Below are 20,326 nucleotides of genomic sequence, written 5' to 3' on the forward strand. Positions count from 1 at the left end.
TTAAAATATAAATTTTTATACTAATTATGCTCAATTGTTATGGTCAAATATACTATACCTGAGGTATCAGGATTACTTTGAGTTTGAAAAACCACCTTTCCTGAATTTAAAGAACTATTAAGCCCATCTTCCATAATACGATAATCATTATTAAACCCAAAGGCTGATATTATTTCTGAATTATCTTCAGAAATTTTTATAATAAAAGTAGAATTCTTCATTGTCGTAAAATTTATATAAGTCCTTAAAATAATCCTAAAAAACTAAAATATATAGATTGATTTTTAGCACCACTACCCCTCATAAATCTCAATCGGTAAATCATCGGGGTCGGCAAAGAACGTGAATTTCTTACCTGTAAATTCATCAATTCTGATAGGCTCTACGGCTACTCCTTTTTCTTCAATGGCTGCTTTGGCGGCTTCCACGTCGGCAACTTCAAAAGCTAAATGCCTTAATCCACAGGCTTCCGGGCGTGAAGGGCGTGCTGGAGGGTCAGGAAACGAAAACAGTTCTATCACATAATTATCATCAATCGCCAGATCTAACTTATAAGATTGCCTTGCCTGCCGATAAACCTCTCTGATAATCCGCAAGCCCAGAACTTCTGTGTAAAAATGTTTGGATTTGGCATAATCCGACCCGATAATAGCTATATGATGCACTTTATTAATTTGCAACATCTTATTCCTCGTTTAACTCAAATAATACTTCAATTTCAACCGGAATATTCTCCGGCAACGAACCCATGCCAACCGCCGAGCGAACACCGATACCGTTTTCTGTACCCCATATATCGGCAAATAATTCGCTGCAACCATTAATCACATAAGGGTGGCGACCAAAATCAGCCGTACAGTTTACCATACCCAGGATTTTCACCACCCTTTTAATCCTGTCAAGACTACCTAAAGCGGTTTTAAGCGTAGATAATATGGTAAGCCCAACCTGACGGGCAGCTAATTTTCCGGCCTCAATATCCATATCATCACCGATACGGCCAAAAATAAGATTGCCATCGGTCTGCACAGGGCCATGGCCCGATACATATATAAATTTATCGACAATCAGGGCTGGTTTATAAACACCTTTCGGGGCTGGTGCAGGGGGTAATGCTAAGTTAAGTTTTGCGAAATTCTCTTCGGCTGTCATTTTTAATGTAATTTTCTTTAATGTTGAATATAATTAAATTAATAATTATCAATTTGACTACAGAAATAAACCTATGGGTGCATAGTAGAGACAGGGCGTTGCCCTTTCTCTACCCATGTTCATATTACGGGGATACCAACCCTATACAAACAAATTCAAAACCAATACTCCCAGCAAACCTACTACTGAAACGATGGTTTCCATAACCGACCATGTTTTAATGGTATCTTTAATTGAAAGATTGAAATACTCTTTAAAGAGCCAGAACCCTCCATCATTCAGGTGCGAAAACAATAAACTTCCCGCACCAATCGACAATACCATTAATTCAGGTTTTACACCTGTCTGATGCTGAATCAATGGAGCAAGAATACCCACAGCTGTAAGACCTGCCACAGTGGCTGAGCCTACGCAAAGGCGAAGCACCGCCGCAATTGTCCAGCCCAATACCAAGGGATTTATATCTAAACCCTGCAATTGCTCTCCTATATAACTACTGGTGCCGCTATCCTGTAAAATCTGTTTCAATGCGCCCGCTCCGGCAATAATCAACAGAATAACCGAGCAACTCTTAAAGGCCTCTTCCAGTTGTTTACTCACGACTTTAATGCTATGCCCCTGCTTGATACCCAGCAGATACATGGCCAATAGTAGCGAAATCAACATACCAACGTAAGGTTCGGCCACTAACTGCACAAGCTGATTATCGGGCAGGTATTTTTTAATGAAAGATGTCAGAGTCAGTAATACCACAGGCATCAGCGCCACCAAAAGGCTTTCGGTCAGGCTTGGTTGTTTATCTTTCGGAATAGGCTTTAAATTAAATAAAGTAGTATCTAATTGTGGCTTATACTTTTTCAGGGTACGTCCGAATACCGGCCCTGCAATAGCAATAGCCGGAATAGCCACGATAATCCCATAGATGAGCGTTTTTCCTAAATCAGCATTGAGTTGAGAAGCAATAGCCGCAGGCGAAGGATGAGGCGGCAGATACCCATGTGCTACCGACAAAGCCGAGAGCATCGGGATACCCACATAAAGAATCGGCATATTGGTAGATACTGCTATGGAGAAAATCAGCGGCACAACAATAATAAATCCTGCATTATAGAACAATGGAATACCGATAATAAAGCCCGCCAATGCCAAACCCCATTGCAGGTATTTTTTACCAAAAATAGTGATAAGCGTATCAGTAATGCGCTGGGCAGCTCCACTTTCGGCCACTAACTTGCCGAGCATTGCCCCGAAACCAATAATCAGAATCAGGTCGCCCAAAGTACCACCAATACCCGTCTGAATGGCTTTACCAATGGCGGGTATCGCCATGCCTGACGCCAGACCCAGACATATAGCTATAAGAATGAATGAAATGAAGGTGTCGAGTTTTACGAAAGCTACCAGTATCACAAGTGCTATGATAGCCAATAAGGTGAGTAAAATAGGCATTTTTTAGATCAGGTTGAAGGTTGCATCTGCAAGATAAGTAAAAATGTCTAAAGCACCTACCTACAAAAGTTCTCATTGCATTATTTTCCTAACCTCTGCCTCGCCTTCATTCATGAGGTCAAAAGGCAAGACGTGAAGCATTAGATCTTCATCGTAATCAAATACTTCTAAAGGCTGCCGGAAGTTTTCGTTGGCAGGATAAATCAGATACAGTTTTTGTGCCTGATACTTTTTACCATAGGCATACATCTGATACAAATCGGCCTGTTCAATACCATAATTCTGTTTCGGTTTTGACGCATCAATCAGTTTCCATTTCGTATCAAATATGGCTAATTCTCCAGCACTGTTTTCTGCCACAATATCAGGTATCATCCTGAACTTGGCGTTTTCTCTGTGCTTCAGCACCAGATGCTTACGTCTATCCTGTAATCTTATCTGATTGTCTGAATTGGCATACTTCTGAAAGAGTTTACCTACATAGTTTTCAAACAACATCTCCATCGGGAAGAGAAGTGATATTTGAGCATAATTACCCGAAAAAGGCAGAAAAGACTGTTCGTTCAAAAAGACCCATGCCCATTGCAGGAGGTTTTCATAACGCTCAGAATGAGGGCTGGTAGTGCTACTTTTAGTAAAATCCTGGTGTAGATTGGCAGATAAACTGATTTCATCAAAAACAGAGAGGCTCTGCCAGACACGCTGTCGGGTCAGATTAGTAAAAGAATAGTTTTTTAATCTATGCAGACAGGTTTTCAGTATTCTGTTCTGCGGAATATCATGTATGAAATCATCAAACCCGATAAAGACCCTATGCTGTTTCAGCAGATTCTGATGAATGTTCTCAGTAATCAATATTTTACCTTTGATAAAAGTTTCATTGGCCTCTATAGGTTCATAATTCCTGCCCAGACCCATACTCAGAAGTTTGTCTAATTCATCTAAAAAAACTTTCACATAAATTTCCAGTAAAGGCAGGTTGCTGACAGCTAAATGTGCTTTGGTTAAAGCCTGATAAGATGGTATCTTCTGCAATAGTTTCAGCAATATCCGCCGGGCTTCTTTAGGAGAGTCAGCCGTAGATTTAGGCAGAATTTCTAACTGAATGGTATCAGAAACAGGTATCAGACCCACATAATTTTTGACTTTTATCTGCTCCCTACCCCGTTGGGCTGAGTAAGTAAGCAGGGTGTCGCTGGCATAGCTGAATACCAGTTCTTTGATACGGTGGAAGATATTATCTGAGACAAATATTTCAGCAAAGGAATCGATAGGCGAGTCATAATCACTTGCTTTTTTTATGGCGCCGAACTCTGAGATTACTAAGGTTTTTATCAAAATCTATATACCTGAAAACTATTAACTAATCTACTAATATAGCAAATAGTTTTTGAATTGCAAGTTCTGTTGAGACAACATGTATATGGTATCCAGATGTATATCATATCGGATATACTCAAATTGGAAGATGTTTTAAAAACCACTTAAAAACTTCTTCATTTATCAGTCTGTGCAGATTCCATGCTGGTTGTCTCTCCTATAAACAATTACCTGAAATTTAACCTTTTTACTCCATCATATCCGCCCACTATACTTGGCAATCTTCTGATGCAGTTCTTTCGGATTGAAAGGCTTTGTTACGTAATCATTCATACCTACATTAAAGGCCCTGTCCTGATTGTTGAGTGTAGCCGAGGCCGTCAGGGCAATAATTGGTATCTCTGCACCTGTTTCACGTATCTTTTCTACGGCGGTATAGCCATCCATTTCGGGCATCAGTAAGTCCATCAGAATCAAATCATATTCATTATTCTTAAACTTATCGATAGCCACCAACCCATTATCGGCCGTATCAAATTCTACTTTCCATTTTTCAAGGAATTTAGAAGCCACTTTGATGTTCACAAAATAATCATCTACCAGAAGTAACTTCACACCCTCCAGGCTCACATCATTATTATCAGTTTCCGACAGCGCAATCGCCATTTGCTGTTTAACCGTATTACCGATTCTTAAATCCAACGTAAACGAAAACTGTGCGCCTTTGCCCTCTTCACTTTCCAGCTCAATATCACTGCCATGCAATTGTACCAGTTTTTTACTGATTACCAGGCCTAAACCTGTACCACCAAACTTACGGGTGGTTTCAGAGTTGGCTTGTGTAAACCGTTCAAAAATCAGTTTTTGTTTCTCAGGCGAAATCCCGATTCCTGTGTCTTTTACTGAAAAATAAACACTGGCTTTCTCCGCATTCTTTTTCATTACCGATACCTCAATAGTTACGCTTCCGTTCATTGTAAATTTCACGGCATTAGAAACAAGATTGGTTAGTACCTGCCCGATTCTTAGCGGGTCTCCTACCAGTGTAGTCGGAATATCATCATCAAACATCAGTTTTATCTTATTGCCTTTTTCCTCTGCCTTTACCTGATTGGCCTTCTTCACATTCGATACCAGCAATTTCAAATCAAAAGGTATTTCTTCGAGGTCTACCTTTCCGGCTTCAATCTTACTGAAATCTAATATATCATTAATGAGCAGGTGCAGGTTTTCGGCCGAAAACTGCAAAGTCTTCAGGTTTTCCATCACCGATGGTGTCTGTTCCTCCTGTTGCATCAGGTAAGTAAGCCCCACAATGGCATTCAGTGGCGTTCTGATTTCATGGCTCATCATCGACAAAAACTCAGACTTGGCCTGTGTAGCGTTTTCGGCTACTTCTTTGGCATGAATCAGTTCAGATTCAATCTGTTTTCTGACCTGAATCTGTCTTTGTAACAAATCGACTAACGATGATAAGTCGTTATAATCTACCTCTGCCAGTTCGCCACTTTCGGGGGTTTCAAGCAAGTAAATCGCCTCAATCAGTTTTTCAACTGACTGCCGGCGTTGTGTTATCTCACTTTTTAATTTCTGATTTATCTCGTAAAACTCAATTTCGTTCAGAGACGCCGAGTGTTCAGAAAGCTCCTTATCCCGGTCGAAACTATGATAAGAGTCATTTACAGCCTTTACAAAAGACTGAAAAGCCTCATTTTGCAAGCAGTCTTCAGACAGATATTTCTTTAATTGTTTAGCAAGTAACCTATGTGTATTCTCAAGCTCCATTTGTTAATTCTCTGAAAAGGTAGTGATTGTCATGGTCTGGTTATGCAATTCGCATTGCGCATTCGGTCGAAGCGGCGAAATCTCACCATACGAATAGAAACCTGTCATAACAGTATCTTTACCAAAAACCTCTCTGGCGGCTTCTACTTCTTCTTCCGTTCGTTGCCCTAAAACCAATTTCCGGCCTACACAGCTCACCAATAGAGCAAGTTCGGGCGATTTCTCCAAGTTTTTGATAGAGCTCTGGGCAGCGGTTGCGCTCGCATCAACAAGGTGGTCAAAATTGGCTTTCATAAATCTTACCATTGCGCCTTTAGGTAGCTCTCCGGCAAAAGTCATACTTTTTTTATCTTCATCAATCGTCAGAATCGTTCTTACGATCGGTTCTGAATCTGGTTTTACACGCATGGATAGCGGAAACAGCAAAGCCGCTCCGGGTAATTCTTTGGCATATTTACCCAGATACTCCTTGTATAAATCAAGCGCAGCTTTATCTCCTATTTTATATAAGACGTTATATTCAGATTCCGTCACTTCTCTTTCTGGCCCGAAAACATCCCAGCCACCCATAGTGCCATGTCCTATTTTCAGGTCTTTCCCATACAGACCAATACCAATAATGCGGCCTTCCGTCGGCTCTTCGTTCAAACCTACCAGGGTCTTCTCGAAGCGTCCTGCATCACCGGCCAGTCCACCCGAAATCGGAATTTCATGGTTAGTCGCAATATTCAGGGCTTCTATCAGTTTACTCCCATTCACCTTTCCTCCATCTGATATTACCAGAATCGCTGCCAGGTCGTCGCTCATCAGATTATGTGCAATGGTTTCGCCGGCACGAAAACTCTCGGTATGGTTACTAATATCAATTTTGGTGGTTTTTACCGTAGTTTTATCAAATTCTACTGCTGTAACTATAATCGAATCGTCGTGGACACTATCGTCATAGATTTCGCCCGAAGTAGAATTAATAATAATCTCGGCAGCAGGATATTCTTCTTGTAAATACGGATACGGATTATTCGATTCCAGCAATTTTCTTTCACCAAAAGCAAGAACCAATTGCGCCTTTTGTGCAGAGAAATTTTCTTCACTCGATAATTCTTTCCAGCCATTGCTGGTAAATTTAGTTTGGCATATTTTCATTCGGTTGCAGTTTTTACAAATGCAATGCAAAAATTATACTAATTATTTTAAAAAACTGAAAAATCTTCTATTATACGTAATAAAATAGAAAATTGTTTAACAAATCACCCATTTTTGAATAAAATGATTAAACGGATATATACTTATTCTTACCTGTAAGCCTTATGCCAAAATATCCGAATCTATTTTTTTTTTAAAAACTCATCGTTCCCTTGTCAATTTTAATCACATAACTTCTGCCGCCAACGGCATCAATCGCAGCCGCTACCTTCTCCGGTTTATTGGGAGCATATACAAACATACATCCTCCGCCACCTGAGCCATTAATCTTGCCGCCTAAAGCTCCAGCCTTTAAGGCTGCTGCCATCATCTTTTCAATTTTCGGTGTTGAAATTTGCAATAAGTCCCGTAAAATACCATGATGCTCAGATAAAAGTTTACCCAAAGTCTCATCAGTCATTGATTCACTTTCAAATAGTGCCAAAGCCTCTCTCAGAATATCCCGGTTTCTCAATGTGCCGCTCAACAGTTCATATTCATCATTACTCAAAAAGGCTTTTGTCTGTTCCTTATGTGTGGTTTCAAAAGTATGCAAAGAAAAATCCGGCAACTCCTGTCTGATCTTTTCTATCAGATCGAGGCGGGCAAATTTGGCGCGTTTCAAAACCCCGATAGTATCTTTAGGTTCCAGCGAGTCGGCCAGCACAAATGCTCCTAAATCTGGGTTTAACGCTTCAGCAGTTACTTTTGGGTCAAACTCCAGATACACCGCATTGCCAATGGCAGTGGAGAGGTGATCCATCATACCCCCTGGTTCATTAAACTCAACAATTTCTGCCTCAAACGCCAATTCGCCTAACTCCTGTGCCGAAAATTCATGTGGATTATCAGCCATTTTCGATAAAAAATGAATCCAGGTCACGAGTAAAGCGGAAGAACTTGAAGTGCCCGAATTAATAGGAATATTACCATTCACCCTACACTCCATCCCTTTAGAAAACCTGAAACCCCGGTCAATCAACACATTGTATCCACTTCTGAAATAATCCCGTTTCTCGAGATAAGGTAGTCGGGTATCAGAAACCTCCATTTGTAATTCTGACCCTATATCTGGCAGATGGATAATGATTTTGTTGTCGTCCCGATGTTCTCCTTTAATCTGTACCCTTCTGGAAATAGCCGCTGCAATAACTGGTAAGCCTAAATAATCCTGATGTTCACCAAAAAGGCATATTCTGCCTGGGGTAGAAATAGTTAGCATGTTTTATGTATTGTGGTAGTGTTGATAGTATTTATTGTCAATTTATTAAATTCCAGAAAATAGTTGTTTCCTGAAAACAAAAAAGATTAATAACTGAATCAACAACAAAATTAGCCTTTGTGCAACCAATTAAGAAAATAAAAAAAAATTATTTCAAATGTCTTTGTAAACTCAAAACCATGTCGTATGTTTGCGTCATACTTATTAGATCAGTAAATGACCTACGCTAAAACAGAACTTTTTCAGGCCGACCAACAAGAGATTGCTAAAGTGGCCAAGGTGCTTTCGCATCCGGCACGCATAGCCATTATCCAGTTATTAGCCAGAAAACAGGTTTGTATTTCAGGAGATATTTCTGATGAATTACCTTTGAGCCGTACTACGGTTTCACAACATTTAAACGAACTGAAAGAATCAGGCATCATTCAGGGCGAAGTAACCGGTTTGAATGTCTGCTATTGCCTTGATTTAAAAGTACTCGAACACGTAAAAAATCTGTTCGGCTCTTTTTTTGAAAACTCATTACAAGAGACATCAGACGGGTGTTGTTGATTTTTTTTGCCCTGAAATGTCGTATGTTTACGTTATACGAAATTAACTATTAAACAAATAAAATCATGACAGCAAACGAACACGAATTAAAAGAAATGGTAAGGCAGAAGTACAACGAAATAGCCTTACAGGATGCAGCAACCAATATGGCTTCATGCTGTGGCGCAGGTGGGTGCTCCACCGAAGTATATAATATCATGTCGGACGACTATACCGAATTGAACGGCTACGCCACCGATGCAGATTTAGGATTAGGCTGTGGCCTGCCCACAAAGTTTGCTAAAATCAACAAAGGAGATACCGTAGTAGATCTGGGTTCGGGAGCCGGAAACGACTGCTTTGTGGCGAGAGCCGAAACAGGAGAAACAGGTAAGGTTTATGGCATTGATTTTACCGGAGCCATGATTGAAAAGGCACAGGCAAATGCCAGCAAATATGGTTTTAACAATGTAGAATTCAGATTAGGAGATATTGAAGATATTCCACTGAGAGATAATATGGCTGATGTGGTAGTAAGTAACTGTGTGCTGAATCTTGTACCAAACAAAAAAGGAGTATTTGCCGAAATAAACAGAATACTGAAACCAAACGGACATTTCAGTATTTCGGATATTGTTTTGGTGGGTGAACTACCAGACAACATTAAGAATGTAGCAGAAATGTATGCAGGTTGTGTATCGGGTGCTATCCAGAAGTCAGAATATCTGAACCTGATTAAAGAAGCTGGCTTTCAGCATATAACTTTGCAGAAAGAAAAAGTTATCAGCATTCCTGACGATATTTTAAGCAATTACCTGAGTGCTGAAGAAATAGAAAATTTCAAGAATCAGGATGGCGGTATTTTCAGCGTAACCGTTTATGCCGAAAAAGAAGGTTTAACCAAATCAAATTGTTGCCCGCCAGAATCGGGTTGTTGTTAATCGTATGAAAAACATTTTAGTTTTATGCACAGGCAATTCATGCCGAAGCCAGATTGCCGAAGGGTATCTGAAGTATTTTGCAACAGACAAAGCAAAAGTGTATAGCGCGGGTATAGAAACCCATGGTGTAAACCCTAAAGCTGTTGCCACTATGAAAGAAGACGGTATTGATATTTCAGACCACACCTCAAACAATGTGAATGAATATACAAACATCGATTTCGACTTTGTGATAACCGTTTGCGACAATGCCCTGGAACGTTGCCCGTACTTTCCGACCGAGGCAAAAAAATTTCATTACAATTTTCCAGACCCCGCCAGATTCGAGGGCAATGAAGATGAAACAAAGGCAGAGTTCAGACGTGTGAGAGAAATGATAAAAGAATATTGTAAGCGGTTTGTGAAAGATAATCTGTAAAAAAATATATAAAGCAGTGGTAAGTGATTCGAATCGCTTACCAATGCTTTATTTTCAGGCGCTTCCCAACCTTAAACACCTTCTGAATAAACTATACAACTACTATGGGTTAAAAGACCGGAAATACCTCATTTTTGTTGTTTAATTAAACGTCTAAACTATCGAAAAACGTTTTTTATCTTTAATCCCCTTCAAATTTGCCGTACCTTTGTAATTTCTAAAACAATGTAAACCATAACACACTTTATGAAACTACATATAGGAATTGGCTTTGTAACGGGTAGAAAACTTTTTCAGAATGTATTAAAAACCTACATAAATAATTGGCTTGAACACGGTTTTATACAGAATCAGGACATCAGACTACACCTTTACATAGCCTATGATTTAAAATATAAGGATACCAAAATAAGTGACTATAAAAAAATACCAGCAGAATTAGCAAAGATGGTCGACTCCATTAATTTTTATGGTGAAACCGAGATAAACAATGAAGCCGAATACCTGCAAAGCGAGAATATATTAACCGAAAAAGAAACAGATTTAATTTTTGGCGAAGGATACGGAAAGAAAAGAAACGTGGTGATGTATTTTGCTATGAAACACAAAATGGATAAACTCATCTTTATAGACGATGATGAATATCCACTTGCCACTTTAAAAAGAAAAAATGACTCACTTATCTGGATGGGTCAAAGCATCCTTAGCACACATCTTGCCTTCAATGATACCGCCGACATCACGCACGGGCATCATTGCGGATACATCTCCCCTATTCCGTATCTGGAATTTAATAATGATTTACCCGAAGACGACTTCAGGCATTTCATTGAAGCTATCAGTAATGATATAATCAACTGGGAAAAAATAAAAAACCTGATCATCAACGAAAAAGGCGTTACCTATGCACAAGCCGATATTCTGGATAACTCAGAGGCCTATGAAGTAGAAGAAGAAAAAGGCATGAAGTTTATTTCGGGTGCAAACCTGTGCTTTAACCTCAGAAACTTTAAGCAACTACCTCCGTTCTATAACCCACCGGGCGCCAGAGGCGAAGATACGTTTATGAGTACTGCCTTATCTGACCTGAAAGTAGTAAAAGTACCCTGCTATACCTTTCATGATGGGTTTTCTATGTACAATAATATTCTCAATGGTGTATTGCCCATAAAACTCTCTCCTATTGAAAACATTTCTTCTACCATTTTAAAAAGATTCATTAACGCTACCATCGGTTGGATCCGCTACAAACCGCTTATGGTATATATCACTAACCGGGAAGGCTTTGAAGCCAGCATGGTTGAAATAGAAGAGAAATTAGCCATAGCAATTCCAAAATTGTGTAAATATTTCCAGACCACCGCGTTCGAAAAAGTAAATCAGGAATTTGCCATTTACCGAAGAAAAGCTAAAAAACACTTCAAAGAATTTGAGGCTACCAAAACTGCCTGGGCTAAATTATTGAACAGCCTCGACTAACCCCGAAGGCATTTGGTTCAGAAAGCCCTCTCTTTTTTTATCAGCAATGCTCGTTGCTGTTAATGTTTGCTTATGTGTTGTCAACAGCTTCAGGTTCAAAAAATTGAGGAGTAGACACCCCAGTTTTATACAGAGTCTCATTGGCCTTACACAAAACAGCCATGATTAAATAATTTTAAGGTCTCTGGCATGAATTTTTTCAGAGTACTTTCAGGAGTATCCATACAATTGATTTTAATATGGAAAAAAACTCCTGAAAGTATTTTTAACTACTAAATTCAAACACAATGGGAAATTTACTGTATTTAATCGCCGTAATCCTGATTATCGGATGGGTATTAGGATTCTTTGTTTATAGTGCCGGAGGCCTTATTCATATACTACTTGTAATTGCTGTTATCGCAATTATATTGAGATTGATTCGCGGAGACAGGGTCGTCAAATAATAATATTATAAAATATAAAGATACGGTCGTTGGTGTTGATTTTATTGAATCAATAAAAAAAGCCTTGTTAATCAAATTAACAAGGCTTTTTTTCTATACAATATAAACTAATTAAGCGTGTACTGGTCGTTTACCTCTTTGCCAGAAATATAAGACTGTAAACAATACAATCAGTGCTAATGGGAATAACGTCAGAATGCCTAATACTTCCTGCCCTGCCGCTAATTCTAATGCTTCACCCACAAGCCCTTTACTTGCCTGATTTTCCTTAGCAGTATCAAGCCATTTCCCAATTTGTGGGTTCATGAATGCTTGAGACAACATACCGATACCACCAATTACTGACATACCAAGTGCACCGCTTAGAGGTACTCTTTCAGCAGTAAAACCAATCATAGTCGGCCAGAAATAGGCAACACCCATCGCAAAGAAAATAGCTGCTACGTAAGCCATTGTACCTGTTTGCGTGCTGAACAAGTACACACCTATAGTGGCAAGCACTGCCGAGCCTAATAGTACACCTGTTTGGTCAAATCTATGAATAATAGCACCTCCGAAGAATCTGGCAACGGCCATCAGACCAGTAACCAAAGCTAAAATCAACATCGGTTTAGCACCACTGCTTTTCAAAATTAAGCCTACCCATTGTTGCGGACCAAACTCAGTGGTTGCCGTCAGAATCATACAGATAAAGATAAAGATAAACAACGGAGTAGCCATTGCTTTAAGGTTGTTGCCTACAGAGGTAACCCCTTCAACTTTTGGTTTAGGAAAGGCTTGTCCGTAGAACAAGAAAGCATAAATGATAGTCGGGATAAGGATTATCCAGATTTGTGTTTGCCAGGCAAAGCCCTGAGTTGTCATAAACTCTGACAACAAACTTCCGATAACGATACCTCCCGGGAACCACATGTGAAACCTGTTCAACATAGTGTTCATTTTGTTTCCGGAGTAAGTATCAGCAATTAAAGGGTTACAGGCAGCTTCAGTACATCCATTACCTAAACCGATAAGGAATGTTGAAATCAATAAACCGATGTAGCTTCCGCCGTAGATTGTCAGGATAATACCAACAAAGTGAGCAAGAAAAGCGAATTGCATAATAGCTTTTGGTCCGACCGAATGGTAAACCAATCCGCCGATGATCATAGAGAGAGGAAAGCCATAGAACCACATTGAATTAATAATTCCTACTTCTTCACCTGTAAGATTTAATTCTGTTTGAAGTTGAGGCAAAATACCTGCCCGGATACTGAATGAAAATGCTGTAGTAATTAGCGCAAAACAGCTTGCATTAAACAGCCGCGAATCATTGACCATAGAGTTTAGAGGTTTTTTTAGGTTGTATAATTTATTAATCGTAAAAGTAACTTTTTTTATATTATTTCAAAAGAAAATGATATTTATAATTGTAATTTATACAATTATCACACTATTTAGTGCGTATTCTTAAAAAATGCGTAATAAACAAAGCCGATAACAACACTTATCAAGGCTTGTGTAAGTGCAAATGAAAGAAAAATTTTCAGAAAAGTAAGCCAGATTTTTTCTTCATAAAACCGCCTGGCCGCCCACGTAACAAACACTATATAAATCAGGAAATAAGTATATAAAATAATATTATAATATTGCCTGAAAAGGGTGATAAAGACAACAAATATCAGCACATAGAATACAATCCTGAAACCGCCTAAAAACAAATGAAAAACGATGTTTTCAGCATAATTATACTTCTTTTTCCTGAAAAACAGCCAGGTAAAAAAAGCCTGTATCGGCACAGAAGCAATAAAAATCCAGTTGACATACTTCGTTACAATATTTGAAATCGGATTGGTTGAATCAGGGTTGCCATCAAAAACATGAAAATAAGTCGCCAGAAAAGCTGAAATAGCGACGGTTATCAGAAAAAAATTAAAAGGGTTGTAGTATTTTTTTCTGGCTCCTGCTACATATTCTTTTATTACCTCACCCGGCCTGATAGCCAACTCTTTTATTAGATAAAATATTCCGGAATCGGCATGAGTAAAAGCATGAATCACCTCATGAATCATAAAATGAGTATTTATACGATGAACAGAGGCTTTCTGCCCACAAGAAGGGCAAAAATGATTAGATTCTGCATTTTGCTGATGGCAGTTGAGACAGGTTTTCATAAAAAGTGAGCGAAAATAAGAGAAATAAAAGGAATGGTTCATTGTAAAATCAGATGAAACCTTTTTATTTTACACAAAGTTAGAATTTTGCCTTTCATTTGCAAATTCAGGCATTTAATGATATTGTGAAGTAGTTTTTCAGAGGATGAGGGATTGGGTTTTGGGGTAGGTTAATATGTTCTTTGTGGGACAATATTATGTTAATATTCATAAAATAATTGTTCCATTTCGTAGAGACGTATTGCATCGCATTAATACCCAATCGCTTTTCATCAGCAGATTTCATGAAAGGCGGTTTTTAATTGATAAATAAACATAATTTCAACCCTTTAGTCTACAATATGCAACGAAAAATCCGAATGGGAATGGTCGGTGGCGGACGTGGCGCGTTTATTGGTGCTGTCCACCGGACTGCCGCTGCCATTGATGGCGAAATCGACTTAGTTTGTGGAGCATTCAGTTCTACTGCCGAGAAATCAAAAGCATCAGGAGAAGATTTAATGATTGCTCCAGACCGCTGCTATGGCGATTTCAAAGAAATGATTCAGAAAGAAAAACGCCGCAAAGACAAGATAGATGCGGTGTCGATTGTTACACCCAACCACATGCACTTTGCCCCTGCTAAAATGGCACTTGAAAACGGCTTCCATGTGATTTGCGATAAGCCTGTAACCTTCACGCTTGCTGAAGCCAGAAAACTTAAAGACCTCGTAGAAAAAACCGGATTGACCTTTGCCTTAACCCACAATTATACGGGTTACCCGATGGTGAAACAAGCCCGCCATTTAGTGAAAAGCGGTGCTTTGGGAGCAATACGCAAAGTAGTTGTTGAATATCCACAGGGCTGGCTGGCATTCTTAGAAGAAAAACGTGGCTACAAACAAGCCGAATGGCGCACAGACCCTAAGCGATCGGGTATTGCCGGAGCCGTAGGTGATATTGGCACCCACGCCGAAAACCTGGCCGAATACATCACAGGGCTCAAAATCACAGAAATGTGCGCCGATGTAAGCACTTTCGTAGAAGGCCGCTTATTAGACGACGACGCCAACGTGCTTTTACACTTCGATAATGGCGCCAAAGGAATCCTTCATTGCAGCCAGATTGCCAATGGTGATGAAAACAACCTGAATATCAGAGTATATGGCGAGTTAGGTAGTGTGCATTGGTATCAGCAGGAGCCCAATACGCTGACACATAAATCGCAGGAGTTCCAGAAGGTATATCGCCCGTCAGTAGGTGATTTATGCCCAGAAGCCAAAGCAAACATCCGCCTCCCTTCAGGACACCCCGAAGGTTATTTAGAGGCTTTCGCCAACATCTACCGTAACTTCGCCAGAACGGTCCGCAAACGTATAAACGGAGAAACTCCAACAGAAATAGAACTCGATTTCCCGACAATCGAAGATGGTATCCGTGGAATGCAGTTTGTGGAAACAGTGATAGCTTCGGGTAAAAGTAATAGTAAGTGGGTAAAATTTAAGAATTGAGTGATTTAGTGAATGAGTGATTGTGTGATTAAATAAAATCTTGTTTGCAAAGGAGAATTTTAACATTTTTGACTTAACACTGCCATGAGTTTTTTTCTTGAGGAGGGAATGGTCGCATATATGCCGAAAGAAGAATTTGCTGAGTTTATGATGAAGCGAATTAAATCTTTTGCAATTAGATGTATTAAAGTATCAGAGTCTCTTCCTAATAAGATAGAAGCCAATGTATTTAAAACCCAATTAGTCCGGTCTTCCTCATCCTCAGCAGCTAATTACAGAGCTGTAAGAAGAGCCAGAAGTCAGAATGAATTTTATGCAAAAATAAGTATTGTCATCGAAGAAATAGATGAATCTGTATTCTGGTTGGAAATGCTTATTGACCTGAATTATTTTAAACAAGAAAAACTTAGTAATTTAATTAGCGATAGTAGTGAAGTACTACTAATTTTATCAAAATCAAGAAAAAACACTTATATGAATGGCTGAATTATTCGCTAATTCACTATTCACTAATTCGTAATTAGATTTATGAAAACAATAAAAGGACCAGCGATATTTTTAGCACAATTCATGGGCGATGAAGCCCCTTTCAATTCATTAGATACCATTGCCGACTACATGGCAGGATTAGGCTACAAGGGTATCCAGTTACCAACCTGGGATGGCCGTGTGATTGACCTGCAAAAAGCAGCCGAATCAAAAACATACGCCGACGAACTGAAAGGTAAACTGGCCGACAAAGGTCTGGCCATTACAGAACTTTCAACGCACTTGCAGGGCCAGTTGATAGCCTCTCATCCGGCTTATAATGCCATGTACGATGCCTTTGCCCCTGCTTCGGTACACGGCAATGAGAAAGCGCGCCGCAAATGGGCAGAGCAGCAACTAATCTGGGCGGCTAAGGCTTCGCAGAATTTGGGCTTAACTTCTCATGTTGGTTTTTCAGGTGCATTGGCATGGCCGTTTTTATATCCGTGGCCACAACGCCCTGCCGGATTAATCGAAACCGCTTTCAAAGAATTAGCCCGCCGCTGGAAACCAATCCTGAATGTTTTTGACGAACATGGCGTGGATTATTGTTATGAACTACACCCTGGTGAAGACCTTTTTGATGGCTCAACTTTCGAAATGTTTGTTGATTACCTGAAAGGCCACAAACGTGTCTGTATTAACTACGACCCAAGCCATTTTGTACTACAACAATTAGATTACCTGGCATTTATAGATTTATATCACGACCGCATCAAAGCCTTCCACGTAAAAGACGCCGAGTTCAATCCATCAGGCCGTCAGGGCGTTTATAGCGGTTATGCCGGTTGGGCTGACCGTGCCGGACGTTTCCGCTCATTGGGCGACGGACAGGTAGATTTCTCAGGCATTTTCAGCAAATTGTCTCAATACAACTACGATAGCTGGGCAGTATTGGAGTGGGAATGTTGCATCAAATCGTCAGAACAAGGAGCGGCCGAAGGCGCACCATTCATCGAAAGCCACATCATTCAGGTAGCAACCCGCGCATTTGATGATTTCGCGGCTACCGGTGCCGACGAGAAAGTGAACCGTAAGGCATTGGGCATTTAATTGCTTTCTATAAAGAAACGAAGGGGCGAAAAGTCCAGAGTCGCAAAATATTATTTGGCTAATCTCAACCCGCGCGGCGTCCGCCCACACCCTAAATCCCTCTCCCCAACTGTGGGGAGAGGGACTTTTTAGCCCTTCCCCATTGTTGGGGAAGGGTTGGGATGGGGTCTTTTCCAAATATTATTTGGCGTAAAAACCTTTTTAGACACCCCCGTTTTTACTCAATATGCTACTTTTTGGGTTTCTTCAGCTTTCTGGCTGATATTTTTATGATATGCGTCTTCGTAATTTCTGAAATTCGTTCCCATCAGCCTGTCCCATATATTAAAATACAAGCCATAATTACCCTTATTCAGCTGATGGTGCATATTATGGTGGGTAGGCGTATTTTGCAGCCGTCCCAGCCAGGTATCATGAAATCGTTCCGGGATAAATTCATAACCTGTATGCCCCAGCACATTCAATACCATCATCCAGAGCATGAATACTACCATTGCCAGCGGATGAAACGGTATTATTACTACCAGAACCGGAATATAAGCCGCTTGCACAATAGCCTCCAGCGGATGAAAAGCAAATGCCGCCCAGGGTGATGGATTGTGCGATAAATGATGTACTTTATGAAAATACGGAAAAAGCTTCGGGTGGTGCATCATGCGGTGTGTCCAGTAAAAATAAGTGTCATGGGCAAAAATCGCAATGCCGATACTCAGAAAAAAATAGGCCACACTATGCGCCGAAAAATCGGTATAAATCTGAGTCCAGCCCATTTTCCGCATCAGAATTATCAACACGCCCACCAGTCCGAATATCAGCATTGTCAATAAAGAGAATAATACCTCACGCTGAATATCCGTCTTCTTCGGGAAACGCTTCTGGATTTTCATAAAAAACCACTGCTCTTTCTTTATTACATAAAAGAGATAATAAGCTATCCCCGCCACCAAACCATACCTGACTAATTGAATCAGCAAACCTATCAGAAACCGGCTTGTTATATCAAGGTGTTCAAAAGCGTTCATATCGTTAATGGTTAATATAAATCATCTAAATTTACTTCTTTTGTATAACTCCCCACAGTAATTGTCGCCTTATTATCGCAGGTATCGTTTCCGTAATCAATCCGGGCCGTTAAATCAGTTTTACTAAACTGTACAATGCCGCTGGTTATGTAGTCGCACGAGCCTTTGTACTGTAAATCTTTTTGGGTGCTTACATCAAAATTTCCCTCACTTACCACCATATTGCCATTGATACTCAACAGAAAAGCGTCATCGGTCTGGCTCTGTGGTGTACCAAAACCCGCCTGCCATTTCTGTTTCAGATTCATATTAAAGGTTGAAGTAGAATTATTATAGCTTACCTGCAAATTAGTCGCAATTACCGAAATCTCGGGGGTTGAGGTCTTGGCATACATTCCCCCTACTTCCATGGCACCATTCAGACTTACGTCGTCAAGCCTCAGATTCTTCATTTCCACTTTTATCGTCTGGTTCACAATCGTTAGTGTTAATTGCCCGGCAGTAGTTTGCCCGTTCGGAGTTTTACAGCTCCCTGTACCAAAATCTACTGTAATGGTTTTGTTTTTCACATCGGTTGTTACTTTAGCGCAGGCAGGTACATTGTCATAAGTAGCAGCCGCTTGCTCAGTAGCCCTGCCATTAGGCAGATACTGGCCTTTTAGTTCCTGCACAAAAGCCAGTATGCTTTTGATAGCCTCCTGTGCCTGCATTTGTTTTTCTATCATGGGCATTAGCTGATTGAGCTGTGTCTCGTTATCAGTTGTCGGTTCTACTTCGTTTTGCTGGCACGACGAACAAATGGCAAAACAGCTTAACAGCATAAAAAATAAGTTAGTACGATTCATGGTTTTCATTGATTATCAGAATGATTTGATTAATAAATACTTGTTTCCCGAAGGATGACACAAAATTGCTCACTATCCTGACGTCCATAAAACTTATTCAACCAACCTTGCTATTTCATCTACTAACTCCACTGTTTTTTCAAGATGATGATTTCAGGGAAGTTTTAAGATAATATTGAAAAAAATGGTCTGTTTGTTGATAGATAGCAGATGTTGATTGAATAAAAGTCTGTGTTTTGAGAGAAGTATATTAATTTTAGCGTACCATATCCGGCACTTATGCAGAAAAAATTTCAGATACAATTATGGATGTTTCATGTGGGCTTCTGGCTCACATACCTGCTTGCCACAGGCTATACATTCCTCAATCTGATGTCGCCAGAAGATGTATCGGTCAGGCTTACAGTAAATTTCATTCTGCATTTCCTTTTTGGGTACATCAACTGGCTTTATTGTATCCCCCGGTACTTCCTGAAAGAAAAATTCATTCTTTACTTTGTAGTTACTATCCTGATTCTCGTTGGGTTTATAACCACAAGAGTTTTACTGGAGCAGCAGTTTTTAAGCAACGCCATTCTCGAAACCCGAATCCAGAACAAACCTCAGATGCAGGTAAGCCTTATCAGCCTGTCTTACCTCATGATATGGGTTCTGAGTTCACTTTTCAGATTGCTCGACGACCGGATTAAATCAATCCGGGTAGAGAGCAGGCTCAGGCAGGCACAACTGGAGGCCGAACTGAAATTCCTGAAATCACAGATTAATCCGCACTTCCTGTTCAATACACTTAATAATATTTACTCACTGGTTTATCTGAAATCAGATGAAGGCGCACCTATGCTATTAAAACTTTCGGGCATCCTCAGGTATATGCTTTACGAATCTGATATACCTAAAGTGCCGGTGCAAAAAGAAATAAACTACCTGAAAGATTGTATTGATTTACATATCCTGAACCCCAAAGACCGACCAAAAGTACAGTTTGAGGTAAAGAATGAAAGCACAAACGTAATGATTGAGCCCCTGTTGTTTATCAATTTCCTGGAAAACAGCTTTAAACATAGCTCTTTGTCAAAACCCGACGGTTTTATCCGTATCCGTCTTTATATTACCGATAAACTGATAGAATTTACGATAGAAAACAGTACACTTGAAAATACAGACAGGAAAGATAAAGTAGGTGGCATAGGCTTACAGAATATCAGGCAGCGGCTGGAATTAATATATCCCGGCAAGCATTCGCTTGAAGTAAGAAAAACAAAAGAAAGCTTTGCCGTAAAACTAAAAATAACACCATAAGCTTAAATAGC

21 protein-coding genes are annotated in these 20,326 nt (G+C 39.9%); 9 read left to right on the forward strand and 12 right to left on the reverse strand.

All coding sequences use genetic code 11. The features are described 5' to 3' along the window. Nucleotides 1-20: 20 nt before the first annotated feature. The 8 genes from H1R81_RS12550 to H1R81_RS12585 all read right to left on the reverse strand — a co-directional run bounded on the left by H1R81_RS12550 (nucleotide 21) and on the right by H1R81_RS12585 (nucleotide 8,110). A complete protein-coding gene (locus tag H1R81_RS12550; RefSeq protein ID WP_181841073.1) occupies nucleotides 21-221 on the reverse strand; it encodes a hypothetical protein in 201 nt (66 codons plus the stop codon). Between the two features lie 72 nt (nucleotides 222-293). Further along, a complete protein-coding gene (locus H1R81_RS12555) occupies nucleotides 294-683 on the reverse strand; it encodes a VOC family protein (protein ID WP_181841074.1) in 390 nt (129 codons plus the stop codon). Nucleotide 684: 1 nt separating this feature from the next. Further along, nucleotides 685-1,152, reverse strand: a complete 468-nt coding sequence (locus H1R81_RS12560; RefSeq protein WP_181841075.1) for a RidA family protein — start codon at nucleotides 1,150-1,152, stop codon at nucleotides 685-687. Between the two features lie 141 nt (nucleotides 1,153-1,293). Then, complete coding sequence (locus tag H1R81_RS12565; RefSeq protein WP_181841076.1) at nucleotides 1,294-2,601, reverse strand: gluconate:H+ symporter; 1,308 nt, start codon at nucleotides 2,599-2,601, stop codon at nucleotides 1,294-1,296. A gap of 72 nt (nucleotides 2,602-2,673) precedes the next feature. Continuing rightward, the gene (locus H1R81_RS12570) at nucleotides 2,674-3,939 is read right to left on the reverse strand and encodes an McrC family protein (RefSeq protein ID WP_181841077.1); all 1,266 of its coding nucleotides are present in this window, start codon (nucleotides 3,937-3,939) and stop codon (nucleotides 2,674-2,676) included. A 237-nt stretch (nucleotides 3,940-4,176) separates the two neighbouring features. Then, nucleotides 4,177-5,706: an ATP-binding protein gene (locus H1R81_RS12575; protein WP_181841078.1), complete on the reverse strand. Its 1,530-nt coding sequence runs from the start codon at nucleotides 5,704-5,706 to the stop codon at nucleotides 4,177-4,179. Between the two features lie 3 nt (nucleotides 5,707-5,709). Further along, nucleotides 5,710-6,849, reverse strand: a complete 1,140-nt coding sequence (locus H1R81_RS12580; RefSeq protein WP_181841079.1) for an FIST signal transduction protein — start codon at nucleotides 6,847-6,849, stop codon at nucleotides 5,710-5,712. A 193-nt stretch (nucleotides 6,850-7,042) separates the two neighbouring features. Then, complete coding sequence (locus tag H1R81_RS12585) at nucleotides 7,043-8,110, reverse strand: galactokinase family protein (RefSeq protein ID WP_181841080.1); 1,068 nt, start codon at nucleotides 8,108-8,110, stop codon at nucleotides 7,043-7,045. Nucleotides 8,111-8,326: 216 nt separating this feature from the next. Between H1R81_RS12585 and H1R81_RS12590 the strand changes: the two genes are divergently transcribed. The 5 genes from H1R81_RS12590 to H1R81_RS12610 all read left to right on the forward strand — a co-directional run bounded on the left by H1R81_RS12590 (nucleotide 8,327) and on the right by H1R81_RS12610 (nucleotide 11,925). Further along, nucleotides 8,327-8,662 (forward strand): helix-turn-helix transcriptional regulator, encoded by a 336-nt coding sequence (locus H1R81_RS12590; protein ID WP_181841081.1) that lies wholly within the window; start codon nucleotides 8,327-8,329, stop codon nucleotides 8,660-8,662. A 65-nt stretch (nucleotides 8,663-8,727) separates the two neighbouring features. Next, nucleotides 8,728-9,582: an arsenite methyltransferase gene (locus tag H1R81_RS12595; protein ID WP_181841082.1), complete on the forward strand. Its 855-nt coding sequence runs from the start codon at nucleotides 8,728-8,730 to the stop codon at nucleotides 9,580-9,582. 4 nt (nucleotides 9,583-9,586) lie between these two features. After that, a complete protein-coding gene (locus tag H1R81_RS12600; RefSeq protein WP_181841083.1) occupies nucleotides 9,587-10,000 on the forward strand; it encodes an arsenate reductase ArsC in 414 nt (137 codons plus the stop codon). 246 nt (nucleotides 10,001-10,246) lie between these two features. After that, nucleotides 10,247-11,479 (forward strand): hypothetical protein, encoded by a 1,233-nt coding sequence (locus H1R81_RS12605; RefSeq protein WP_181841084.1) that lies wholly within the window; start codon nucleotides 10,247-10,249, stop codon nucleotides 11,477-11,479. 287 nt (nucleotides 11,480-11,766) lie between these two features. Then, nucleotides 11,767-11,925 (forward strand): lmo0937 family membrane protein, encoded by a 159-nt coding sequence (locus H1R81_RS12610; RefSeq protein WP_181841085.1) that lies wholly within the window; start codon nucleotides 11,767-11,769, stop codon nucleotides 11,923-11,925. A 111-nt stretch (nucleotides 11,926-12,036) separates the two neighbouring features. On the opposite strand, the gene H1R81_RS12615 is transcribed toward H1R81_RS12610, so the two are convergent. Both H1R81_RS12615 and H1R81_RS12620 read right to left on the reverse strand, forming a co-directional pair. Next, nucleotides 12,037-13,245 carry a sugar MFS transporter gene (locus H1R81_RS12615; RefSeq protein WP_181841086.1) on the reverse strand — a complete coding sequence of 403 codons (1,209 nt, stop codon included), beginning with the start codon at nucleotides 13,243-13,245 and terminating at the stop codon, nucleotides 12,037-12,039. A 116-nt stretch (nucleotides 13,246-13,361) separates the two neighbouring features. Next, a complete protein-coding gene (locus tag H1R81_RS12620; protein ID WP_181841087.1) occupies nucleotides 13,362-14,078 on the reverse strand; it encodes a DUF3667 domain-containing protein in 717 nt (238 codons plus the stop codon). Between the two features lie 341 nt (nucleotides 14,079-14,419). On the opposite strand from H1R81_RS12620, the gene H1R81_RS12625 reads away from it, so the two are divergent. From H1R81_RS12625 to H1R81_RS12635, 3 genes are all read left to right on the forward strand, one after another. Further along, a complete protein-coding gene (locus H1R81_RS12625; protein WP_220275218.1) occupies nucleotides 14,420-15,568 on the forward strand; it encodes a Gfo/Idh/MocA family protein in 1,149 nt (382 codons plus the stop codon). 84 nt (nucleotides 15,569-15,652) lie between these two features. Further along, nucleotides 15,653-16,054 (forward strand): four helix bundle protein, encoded by a 402-nt coding sequence (locus H1R81_RS12630; protein WP_229251119.1) that lies wholly within the window; start codon nucleotides 15,653-15,655, stop codon nucleotides 16,052-16,054. Nucleotides 16,055-16,096: 42 nt separating this feature from the next. Further along, nucleotides 16,097-17,149, forward strand: a complete 1,053-nt coding sequence (locus tag H1R81_RS12635; protein WP_181841088.1) for a sugar phosphate isomerase/epimerase — start codon at nucleotides 16,097-16,099, stop codon at nucleotides 17,147-17,149. Nucleotides 17,150-17,370: 221 nt separating this feature from the next. Here the strand turns inward: H1R81_RS12635 and H1R81_RS12640 are convergent, their stop codons facing one another. Further along, nucleotides 17,371-18,171 carry a sterol desaturase family protein gene (locus H1R81_RS12640; RefSeq protein ID WP_181841089.1) on the reverse strand — a complete coding sequence of 267 codons (801 nt, stop codon included), beginning with the start codon at nucleotides 18,169-18,171 and terminating at the stop codon, nucleotides 17,371-17,373. An 11-nt stretch (nucleotides 18,172-18,182) separates the two neighbouring features. Further along, nucleotides 18,183-19,016: a hypothetical protein gene (locus H1R81_RS12645; RefSeq protein WP_181841090.1), complete on the reverse strand. Its 834-nt coding sequence runs from the start codon at nucleotides 19,014-19,016 to the stop codon at nucleotides 18,183-18,185. A gap of 279 nt (nucleotides 19,017-19,295) precedes the next feature. On the opposite strand from H1R81_RS12645, the gene H1R81_RS12650 reads away from it, so the two are divergent. Beyond that, nucleotides 19,296-20,315: a sensor histidine kinase gene (locus H1R81_RS12650; protein WP_181841091.1), complete on the forward strand. Its 1,020-nt coding sequence runs from the start codon at nucleotides 19,296-19,298 to the stop codon at nucleotides 20,313-20,315. The last annotated feature ends 11 nt before the right edge of the window (nucleotides 20,316-20,326 follow it).

Source organism: Emticicia sp. BO119 (genome assembly GCF_013912375.1).
GTDB lineage: Bacteria > Bacteroidota > Bacteroidia > Cytophagales > Spirosomataceae > Emticicia.

Coding starts and splice junctions, on each gene's coding strand:
- H1R81_RS12585 (WP_181841080.1), bottom strand. CDS start 8,110: ATGCTAACTATTTCTACCCCAGGCAGAATATGCCTTTTTGGTGAACAT.
- H1R81_RS12550 (WP_181841073.1), bottom strand. CDS start 221: ATGAAGAATTCTACTTTTATTATAAAAATTTCTGAAGATAATTCAGAA.
- H1R81_RS12645 (WP_181841090.1), bottom strand. CDS start 19,016: ATGAATCGTACTAACTTATTTTTTATGCTGTTAAGCTGTTTTGCCATT.
- H1R81_RS12635 (WP_181841088.1), top strand. CDS start 16,097: ATGAAAACAATAAAAGGACCAGCGATATTTTTAGCACAATTCATGGGC.
- H1R81_RS12630 (WP_229251119.1), top strand. CDS start 15,653: ATGAGTTTTTTTCTTGAGGAGGGAATGGTCGCATATATGCCGAAAGAA.
- H1R81_RS12560 (WP_181841075.1), bottom strand. CDS start 1,152: ATGACAGCCGAAGAGAATTTCGCAAAACTTAACTTAGCATTACCCCCT.
- H1R81_RS12625 (WP_220275218.1), top strand. CDS start 14,420: ATGCAACGAAAAATCCGAATGGGAATGGTCGGTGGCGGACGTGGCGCG.
- H1R81_RS12650 (WP_181841091.1), top strand. CDS start 19,296: ATGCAGAAAAAATTTCAGATACAATTATGGATGTTTCATGTGGGCTTC.
- H1R81_RS12595 (WP_181841082.1), top strand. CDS start 8,728: ATGACAGCAAACGAACACGAATTAAAAGAAATGGTAAGGCAGAAGTAC.
- H1R81_RS12565 (WP_181841076.1), bottom strand. CDS start 2,601: ATGCCTATTTTACTCACCTTATTGGCTATCATAGCACTTGTGATACTG.
- H1R81_RS12605 (WP_181841084.1), top strand. CDS start 10,247: ATGAAACTACATATAGGAATTGGCTTTGTAACGGGTAGAAAACTTTTT.
- H1R81_RS12555 (WP_181841074.1), bottom strand. CDS start 683: ATGTTGCAAATTAATAAAGTGCATCATATAGCTATTATCGGGTCGGAT.
- H1R81_RS12610 (WP_181841085.1), top strand. CDS start 11,767: ATGGGAAATTTACTGTATTTAATCGCCGTAATCCTGATTATCGGATGG.
- H1R81_RS12575 (WP_181841078.1), bottom strand. CDS start 5,706: ATGGAGCTTGAGAATACACATAGGTTACTTGCTAAACAATTAAAGAAA.
- H1R81_RS12590 (WP_181841081.1), top strand. CDS start 8,327: ATGACCTACGCTAAAACAGAACTTTTTCAGGCCGACCAACAAGAGATT.
- H1R81_RS12615 (WP_181841086.1), bottom strand. CDS start 13,245: ATGGTCAATGATTCGCGGCTGTTTAATGCAAGCTGTTTTGCGCTAATT.
- H1R81_RS12580 (WP_181841079.1), bottom strand. CDS start 6,849: ATGAAAATATGCCAAACTAAATTTACCAGCAATGGCTGGAAAGAATTA.
- H1R81_RS12640 (WP_181841089.1), bottom strand. CDS start 18,171: ATGAACGCTTTTGAACACCTTGATATAACAAGCCGGTTTCTGATAGGT.
- H1R81_RS12620 (WP_181841087.1), bottom strand. CDS start 14,078: ATGAAAACCTGTCTCAACTGCCATCAGCAAAATGCAGAATCTAATCAT.
- H1R81_RS12600 (WP_181841083.1), top strand. CDS start 9,587: ATGAAAAACATTTTAGTTTTATGCACAGGCAATTCATGCCGAAGCCAG.